Source organism: Sulfuricurvum sp. (assembly GCF_049277495.1).
Classification (GTDB): Bacteria; Campylobacterota; Campylobacteria; order Campylobacterales; family Sulfurimonadaceae; genus Sulfuricurvum.
This window is the reverse complement of record NZ_JBASYM010000037.1, coordinates 21,394-29,150: the sequence shown is the minus strand read 5'-3', so window position 1 is coordinate 29,150 and position 7,757 is coordinate 21,394. Positions and strand designations below refer to the sequence as shown.

At 46.8% G+C, this 7,757-nt stretch carries 9 protein-coding genes; 4 read left to right on the top strand and 5 right to left on the bottom strand.

Annotated features, from left to right (window positions below; genetic code table 11):
- Positions 1-296 precede the first annotated feature (296 nt).
- The 3 genes from WAO38_RS07305 to WAO38_RS07295 are packed head-to-tail and all read left to right on the top strand — an operon-like array spanning position 297 to position 2,648.
- Positions 297-1,004 (top strand): Bax inhibitor-1/YccA family protein, encoded by a 708-nt coding sequence (locus tag WAO38_RS07305; RefSeq protein ID WP_422235766.1) that lies wholly within the window; start codon positions 297-299, stop codon positions 1,002-1,004.
- The gene (locus WAO38_RS07300; protein WP_422235764.1) at positions 997-1,407 is read left to right on the top strand and encodes a thiamine-phosphate pyrophosphorylase; all 411 of its coding nucleotides are present in this window, start codon (positions 997-999) and stop codon (positions 1,405-1,407) included. Before WAO38_RS07305 ends, WAO38_RS07300 begins: the two co-directional genes overlap by 8 nt.
- 5 nt (positions 1,408-1,412) lie before the next feature.
- Positions 1,413-2,648, top strand: coding sequence for a TIGR03862 family flavoprotein (locus WAO38_RS07295; RefSeq protein WP_422235763.1), 1,236 nt, complete (start codon positions 1,413-1,415; stop codon positions 2,646-2,648).
- Here WAO38_RS07295 and WAO38_RS07290 read toward each other — a convergent pair.
- Complete coding sequence (locus WAO38_RS07290; protein WP_422235761.1) at positions 2,642-3,016, bottom strand: hypothetical protein; 375 nt, start codon at positions 3,014-3,016, stop codon at positions 2,642-2,644. The two genes, WAO38_RS07295 and WAO38_RS07290, sit on opposite strands and share 7 nt — an antisense overlap.
- A gap of 195 nt (positions 3,017-3,211) precedes the next feature.
- On the opposite strand from WAO38_RS07290, the gene WAO38_RS07285 reads away from it, so the two are divergent.
- Positions 3,212-4,462, top strand: coding sequence for a leucine-rich repeat-containing protein kinase family protein (locus WAO38_RS07285; protein ID WP_422235759.1), 1,251 nt, complete (start codon positions 3,212-3,214; stop codon positions 4,460-4,462).
- A 4-nt stretch (positions 4,463-4,466) separates the two neighbouring features.
- On the opposite strand, the gene WAO38_RS07280 is transcribed toward WAO38_RS07285, so the two are convergent.
- Genes WAO38_RS07280 through WAO38_RS07265 form a run of 4 tightly spaced genes read right to left on the bottom strand, consistent with a single transcriptional unit; the run spans position 4,467 to position 7,662 of the window.
- Positions 4,467-5,153, bottom strand: a complete 687-nt coding sequence (locus tag WAO38_RS07280) for a methyltransferase domain-containing protein (protein ID WP_422235757.1) — start codon at positions 5,151-5,153, stop codon at positions 4,467-4,469.
- Positions 5,150-5,947, bottom strand: coding sequence for a metal ABC transporter permease (locus WAO38_RS07275; protein WP_422235755.1), 798 nt, complete (start codon positions 5,945-5,947; stop codon positions 5,150-5,152). Before WAO38_RS07275 ends, WAO38_RS07280 begins: the two co-directional genes overlap by 4 nt.
- A 12-nt stretch (positions 5,948-5,959) precedes the next feature.
- Complete coding sequence (locus WAO38_RS07270) at positions 5,960-6,721, bottom strand: metal ABC transporter ATP-binding protein (RefSeq protein WP_422235754.1); 762 nt, start codon at positions 6,719-6,721, stop codon at positions 5,960-5,962.
- On the bottom strand, positions 6,712-7,662 hold the full coding sequence (locus WAO38_RS07265; protein WP_422235752.1) for a metal ABC transporter solute-binding protein, Zn/Mn family: 951 nt from the start codon (positions 7,660-7,662) through the stop codon (positions 6,712-6,714). Before WAO38_RS07265 ends, WAO38_RS07270 begins: the two co-directional genes overlap by 10 nt.
- Between the last annotated feature and the right edge of the window lie 95 nt (positions 7,663-7,757).

Below are 7,757 nucleotides of genomic sequence, written 5' to 3'. Positions count from 1 at the left end.
GTTTGACCTACTTAGTTTTCAATGATCTCAAACTCAAACTTAACCCTTCTTTTCGAAGCGTCTCATCGTTTGTGGACGGGAATTATAGGGGATTTAGACTTAGATGTCAAGAGGTTTTCGAAAGAATATGCAAAATATTGCAAAAAGATTTTATTTTTTATTTTGCACCCCTAAAAACGTAACTTTTCTACTCATTTTACCTCTCTGAACTCTCATTGCTACCCTCATTTTCAAATCAACGGTTAATCGAACTACTGTATAATCACTTTCGTAAAAACCCTTATAAGGAAAAAGCTATGGCTTTATATGATCGCGAATATGCACGCGAAGGTGCTTTTGGTTACGAGAGCGCACACAAGAGTGAAGCGCAGATCGTTTCGTTTGTTAAAGATACCTATAAATTGTTTGCCGCATCAATGCTGGCAGGCGGAGTAGGTGCTTATGTTGGTATGCCGTTTGCCGGTATCGTTGCCGCTAATTACTGGTGGATTGCTATCCCTTGGATGTTATTTGGAATGTTCGGTCTGCAAATGATCAAAAACAAACCGGGTATCAATATGATCGGATTGTTTACCTTTACTTTCGCGAGCGGTGTTATCATTACTCCGCTTCTCAGCCATATCCTCGGAATGGCCGGCGGGGCAACGATTGTCGGAAATGCATTTTTTATGACGGCGGCACTCTTTGGCGGGTTGAGTTTCTTTGCTATTAAAAGCAGTAAAGATTTCACAACGTGGACTAAACCGATTATGATTGCTTTCTTTATTATATTGGCGGTCTCACTGATCAATGTCTTTTTATTGAAAAGTCCGATCCTTTATGTCGCAATCCAAGCAATCTTCTTGCTTGTTATCAGTGTAATGGTATTGATCGATACCCAAAATGTTATCCGCGGTGCTTACGAAACGCCGATGGACGGTGCTATCGCTTTGTACCTCGATTTCTTTAACCTCTTCATTACGTTGCTCCAGCTCTTCGGAATCTTCGGAAACAATGATGAGTAATCTCTTTCCCCCGGAACTCCTCCGGGTGATCGATGCCAATCTCAACCGCCTCAAAGAGGGTATCCGTGTGATTGAGGATATAGCGCGCTATGTTCACGATGACAAGGAACTCGCAACAAAACTCAAATCTCTCCGCCATCAATGCCGTATCGAACCTCTCGAAGCACTCCTCTCATCGCGTGACAGCGTGAATGATGTCCTGCGCCCTACCATGAAAAGCGAAATGAATCGAACCGATTTGCGTTCTATAGTAATAGCAAACTATAAAAGAGGGGAAGAATCTTCTCGGGTTTTAGAAGAACTTTATAAGATAGTAGACCCTGATTTGAGCGAACAGTTCAAACATATCCGATACGAACTCTATACATTAGAAAAAGAGAACCTGCTAGGCCTCGGTCAATAGAGCCGTTGAAACCACAGCGAATTGCCATTATCGGAGCAGGTCCTGCAGGATTAATGGCTGCGGATATTTTATCTGCGGCAGGGATGAGTGTCGATGTTTACGAATCAAAACCCTCGGTAGGTAGAAAGTTTCTCATGGCAGGCAAGGGAGGCTTAAACATTACCCACAGTGAACCGATGGCAGATTTCCTCCGTCGCTATGATCAGAGTGATTGGCTCCATCCTATGATCAGCGGATTTGATGCCAATGCAATTCGGGCATGGATGGAAAGTTTGGGGGTAAGCTCGTTCATCGGGACATCAGGGAGAGTGTTCCCGACCGAAATGAAAGCTGCGCCGCTGTTGCGCCGGTGGCTCTCAGGATTGAAAAAGCGGGGAGTCCGGGTCCATTGCCGTCATTACTGGCAAGGATTTAACGAGGATAGCAGTTTACGCTTCGCAACTCTTGAGGGAGAAAAAAATGTGGCAGCCGATGCCACGATTCTGGCTTTGGGCGGCGGAAGCTGGGCCAGTCTGGGTTCGGATGGGACTTGGGTAGATATTTTAACATCCAAAGAGGTCAAAATCAATCCTCTATTACCGTCTAATTGCGGTTTCAAGTCTGTATGGTCTCCCTTTATGCATTCGCATTTAGGGACACCGCTAAAAAATATCTCGGGTTGGGTTGAGAATGGTGCCGTTAAACTTGATGCCAGCTCCTCCGAAGCCGTTTTAACAACCTATGGGATTGAGGGAGGGCTAGTCTATGCGCTCTCTCGAAGCTTGCGGGAAGAAATCATCGCCCATGGCTCAGCGACACTCTATCTGGACCTTTTGCCCTATATTAATGAAACCGCATTAGCGTTACAGCTCATCCCATCGGGAAAACAATCTATCGACAATACATGGCGAAAAGCAGGATTGGAAAGCGTTAAAGCAGCCCTTATACGCGAAGCCGTACCTAAAAACAGCTGGAACGACCCCTCTACGGTTGCCGCATATGTTAAAAGATATCCGCTAAAACTCTCTGCTATGCAGCCCATTGATGAAGCGATCAGTACCGCGGGGGGAGTTATACGCGAAGCACTCACTGAAGATCTTATGCTCCGTGCTCTGCCGAATGTCTTTTGTGCGGGGGAAATGCTCGATTGGGATGCACCGACCGGCGGTTATTTGCTGACCGCTTCATTTGCCAGCGGAGTATTTGCGGCTAACGGTGTTTTGAAGACACTTGCCAAGGAAGAAAATTTACCGAATCAGTGACGGCAATCACCGTTGTGACAATGTTTTTGCTGTTCAATATACTCTTCGGAGAGATGCAGATTCGAACACGAGTCCAATAATCCGTACAATTCCATTTCACGCCCGGTAAGATGCTTTACCGTATTTCCCTCTTCATCAATAAATGCAAATATTTCGTGTTTGTGCTCATTCTTTTTTATATGATGTGAGAAAATGACGTATCCGGCCTTTCTCAGTTCCGGAAAATTTTCGCATGTGGCAATGTATTTTTCACACTCTTTATTAATCTTTTTGATTTCCAAAAACTCTGTCTGAATCGCATCTCGAAGTACCGGCAGTAAATTTGGCATAACATCTTTTAAATTATCATATTTTTCAATTCCGTGCATGATGATCTCCTTTTCTTGAATTCTTTTCATAGATAGTATAACGCTTTAACTCAAAAATACACATCTCTTTTGAGTTAACATTTCCTGCTAAATAATAGTTCAAATTTATATTCTGCTCCATCTCCTGCCAATTATCCAAAGCACTGAAAGCTTTGGTTTGGTAAGATTTCGATATTAACTGTCATAAAGGGCTTTATGCAAACCTTAGCACAACTTCACGCAGGGGAACTCAAAGGGGCTAAACGGCTTGTCCTTTCTGAAGATCTCACCTCTTTTCCAGAAGAAATATTCGATCTTGCCGAGACGCTGGAAATTTTGGATTTAAGCAATAATTCCCTCTGCGAACTTCCTGATTTGAGCAGACTTACCAATCTTCGAATCGCCTTTTTTTTCTATAACCGCTTCGTTGCACTCCCCTCCTTCCGAGGTTGTGAAAATCTCACGATGTTAGGATTTAAAGGAAATCAAATAGAAACGTTCGACGAGGATATTCTCCCGCTTGGAATCAACTGGCTGATTTTGACCGATAACCGCCTAAAATCCCTTCCCCGCTCGATCGGCAAACTCACCAAACTTCAAAAGTGCGCTCTTGCCGGCAACCGCCTCGAGGCTCTTCCCGAAGAAATGGCAGCTTGCCGAAACCTAGAACTTCTCCGCTTCTCTGCCAACCGTCTAGAATCGATCCCCTCATGGCTCCTAAAGCTTCCTAAACTCTCATGGCTCGCCTTTTCGGGAAATCCGTGCATTAAAGAGCAAAAATTCCCCCTCCAAGCAATCGCGTATGAGACGCTGGAGGTCAAAGAGAAATTGGGCTCCGGCGCTTCGGGAGATATCTTCAGAGCCTACTCTGCCACTCACGATGAAGAGGTGGCGCTCAAACTTTTCAAAGGGGCCATCACCAGCGACGGGTATGCCCATGATGAGATGAACGCCTGCATGAGCGCGGGGGAGCATCCGAACCTCATCAAGGTGTTAGCGAAGATAGAAGAGGATGAGCGGCTGGGGCTGCTGCTGGAGTATATCCCCGATATCTACCGCAATCTCGGACTTCCGCCCGATTTTGAGACCTGTACGCGCGATACGTTCAAAGAGGGGAGCACTCTTGAGATAGAAAGCATCCTCGAAATAGCCAAAGCGATCGCTTCCGCGGCGGAACATCTGCATGAACGGGGGTTGATGCACGGCGATCTCTACGCCCACAACATCCTCATTAATGAGGAAGACCACTGCTATCTGGGAGATTTCGGTGCGGCGAGCTTTTACGAAGCGCACGAAAAAGAGTTTGAGAAGATCGAAGTGCGGGCGTTCGGATGTCTATTAGAAGATATGCTATCCCTCTGCCCCACTAAAGAGGGAGATATTTATGAGAGGTTGGAGCAGTTACGAGAACGATGCATGAATGAAAAGGTAGAAGAGAGACCGCTTTTTAGCGAAATGATGTTTTAATCTTTTACGTCGTAATAAACACTATCTCAAATTCGAGATAGTTCAGCGGATAGGTTTCCATCAGCCGTTTTGTCTGTGCAAAATCGAGGACTCTGCGTCCACCGCTCACTCCGCTGCGCTTAATGTAACGAAACATCTCTCTGACCGAATCGAACTCCAGCGTCGTGTGCAGCACTTCGAACCGTGCGTCCAGATATTTCTCGGCAATTGCGATCACCTCGTCGCTTGAGCGCAACAGGGGTGTGACTCCCGCACATTCGTGAAGGGTTTTAAAAGTTCCTGCGGTGAAGATCGCCAGCGACATCGGGGTATTGAGCGATGCGAGAGATTTTAAAACGCCTTTCAGATCGCCCGCCCACTGCAGCGCCGAAGCGGAGTAGATGCGATCAAAGTGCTCACAGCTCAGTTTCTCAAACAATGAGGGATCGTTAAAATCGCCCAAGATCAGTTCGACATTCGGCGATGTGGGGTGATGCTCCAGCATCGATGCGGAGAAATCGACGCCGACAAACCGTTCGACGTCCCAATCGATCAGAGAGTAGAGGGTGCCGCTTCCGCATCCCAAATCCAAAATTCGCTTCGCTTTATCGGATGTAGAGGCAATCAGCTTTTCGGCGACATGGCGCTGAATGACATTGCGGCTGCCGTATTCGGCGGCGTAGCGTGAGAACTCATGGCAGGCACTGCTCATCGGCGATTCACGACCAATGCAATAACAAATATGACAAGGAGACACAATACGATCGCCGCACCGCTGGGGAGAGAGAAGAAATACGAAGCGCTTAGCCCGATAAGTACAGAGACAAGGGCTAATCCTATCGATAACAGCGTGGTAGGATAAAAACCCATCCCGAATCGGATCGCGGCGACGGCGGGAATCACCATCAATGCCCCGATCAGCAATGTTCCGACTACCCGGATGGAGAGGGCGATAATGATAGCAATGACACTGACAAGCATAAAGTTCAACATCGTGACGCGGATTCCTCCCGCACGGGCGACATCCTCATCAAAGGCGATAAAATAGAGTTCTTTGAAAAATACCAAGAGCAAAGCCATCGCCAGTGATCCGAAAATCCCCATCACCCACAAATCTTCTACGCTTACCGAAAGGATCGAGCCGAACAGATAACTAAACAGTGAGGCATTAAACGATCCTGCCAGAGAAACAATTACGATGGCCAAAGCCAATGAACCGGATAAGAAAATCGCCAGTACCGAATCCGAATACATCCCGTGAACACTTCGCAGATACTCAATCATCCACGATGCGACCAAGGAGGCCAAAACCGCCATCCACAACGGACTCATTCCGAATAAAAGTCCCACGGAGACCCCGACCAAAGAGACATGCGCCAAGGTTTCACTGAGCAAAGAGTAGCGGCGCAGAACAATAAACGATCCGCTCAGTGATGCCAAAACGGCAATCATCAGTCCCGCGACAAAGGCACGCTGCATAAAGGGGTAATCAAGCATTTCTAACATTTTTTACCTCCTTCAATGGTTATGACAAACGACATGGGCAGGTACACCGTAAAGCCGGCTCATCTCGTCACATCGGTTCATTTCCGCCGGGTTTTGAGAGACAAGCAAGGTTTGATTGACAAACAAAACACGGGTAATATCCTCGGCGATCACCCCGATGTCGTGAGTGATAAAGAGGATCGACATCTTTTTGGTTCGGTTAAGGGTTCGTAAAAGTTCGTAAAAGCGGTGCTGCGATTCGACATCGACTCCGGTATTAGGCTCATCAACGATCAGGACATCGGGTTTGGAGGCCAAAGCACGGGCGATCATCACCCTCTGACGCTGACCGCCGGAGAGATTGCCGATCAGACGATCCGAAAGGTCGCTGACCCCCATCAGTTCCATCGCCTCTGCGATTGCTGCTTTGTCTTCGGCAGATTCAAACCCTAAAATTCCCCGTCTGGCATATCGCCCCATTCCCACTACTTCGCGTACCGTTGCCGGAAACGTACTGTCTACGAGGGCGGAGCGCTGAGGGACGTATCCGATACGATTCCAATCTTTAAAACGGTTTTGGGAAGTGCCGAAAAGTTTAATCTCACCCGATGTCGGTTTTTCAAGCCCCAACAAAAGACGGATCAGGGTCGTTTTCCCTCCGCCGTTCGGTCCGATAATGGCACAATATTCCCCCGGTAAAATACGAAATGTCGCCCCTTTGAGGACAAGATTGCCCTGTCGTTCAAAGTTGAGACTGTTCACATCGAAAAGACTCGGGGAAAATTTCAACGGCACTCCATCGCTTCACGCAGTTTATTCAAGTTCTCACCCATAATCGTGAGATACGTTTGATGTGATTTTAACTCATCTTCGCTAATATTTTCCAGCGGTTGGAGGCTTTGCGCCTTTGCTCCCGTCTCCCGCGCAATCGTTTGGGAGACGTTGTCATTGATAAACTCTTCGAAGAAAATGGTTTTTACCCCGTGTTCTTTTACCAGACTAATGATGTCGGCAATATTTTTCGCGCTCGGCTGTTCATCCGAGGAGAGGCCGATGACCGATACATTCTCCAGATTATTCGTTTTTGCAAGATATCCGAACGCATCGTGATTCGTGACTAAGGTACGGCTTTTACACTCTGCCAATCCTGTTTTATATTCGGATTTTAGTTTTTGAAGTTTTCCGATGTAGGTAGCGGCATTCCCATGAAACAGCTCTGCATCTGCAGGAAAGAGTTTCGAAAACTCACGGTCGACCGTCTGTGTCATTGCAATCATGTTATCAATGTCAAGCCAGTAATGCGGGTCAAACATACCGCCGTGGTCATGACCTTCCTCCTGATCATGCTCTCCAGGTCCTTCGCTTTTGATCAACGTAACGTTCTGACTCATATCAATAACGTGCGTCGTTTCCGGAAGGGTCTGTTTCAAATTTTCCGCCCATGTCTCAAATCCCGCGCCGTTATAAATGAATAATGCCGATCCGGTAATCTCAGCCACCTGTTTCGGGTTTGGGGAGAACATATGGGCATCCGTTCCCAATGGAATGATCGGATGGATTGTCAATGACTCCCCCGCAACCGCGTGGGCAATTTCATATAAAGAAAAAGTGCTCACCGAAACGACCGGAGATTCTATCGATTCTTGTGTCGTCTGAGGTTTGGGTGAAAAAAAACTCATCCCGATAACGATTGCGGCAATAATACCGCCAAAAATGATCAATCGTTTGGTTTCCATGCGTACACACCCTTTTGCGTTTAGTAGAGAGAATTTTAGTCACAAACAGTTTAAACCCTCACCATGATCAACAACTTACTTTCATAAGTGGTTCA

Excerpts from the sequence above, each read along its gene's own strand:
- WAO38_RS07285 (WP_422235759.1), top strand. The coding sequence starts at position 3,212 with ATGCAAACCTTAGCACAACTTCACGCAGGGGAACTCAAAGGGGCTAAA.
- WAO38_RS07300 (WP_422235764.1), top strand. The coding sequence starts at position 997 with ATGAGTAATCTCTTTCCCCCGGAACTCCTCCGGGTGATCGATGCCAAT.
- WAO38_RS07305 (WP_422235766.1), top strand. The coding sequence starts at position 297 with ATGGCTTTATATGATCGCGAATATGCACGCGAAGGTGCTTTTGGTTAC.
- WAO38_RS07265 (WP_422235752.1), bottom strand. The coding sequence starts at position 7,662 with ATGGAAACCAAACGATTGATCATTTTTGGCGGTATTATTGCCGCAATC.
- WAO38_RS07280 (WP_422235757.1), bottom strand. The coding sequence starts at position 5,153 with ATGAGCAGTGCCTGCCATGAGTTCTCACGCTACGCCGCCGAATACGGC.
- WAO38_RS07290 (WP_422235761.1), bottom strand. The coding sequence starts at position 3,016 with ATGCACGGAATTGAAAAATATGATAATTTAAAAGATGTTATGCCAAAT.
- WAO38_RS07275 (WP_422235755.1), bottom strand. The coding sequence starts at position 5,947 with ATGTTAGAAATGCTTGATTACCCCTTTATGCAGCGTGCCTTTGTCGCG.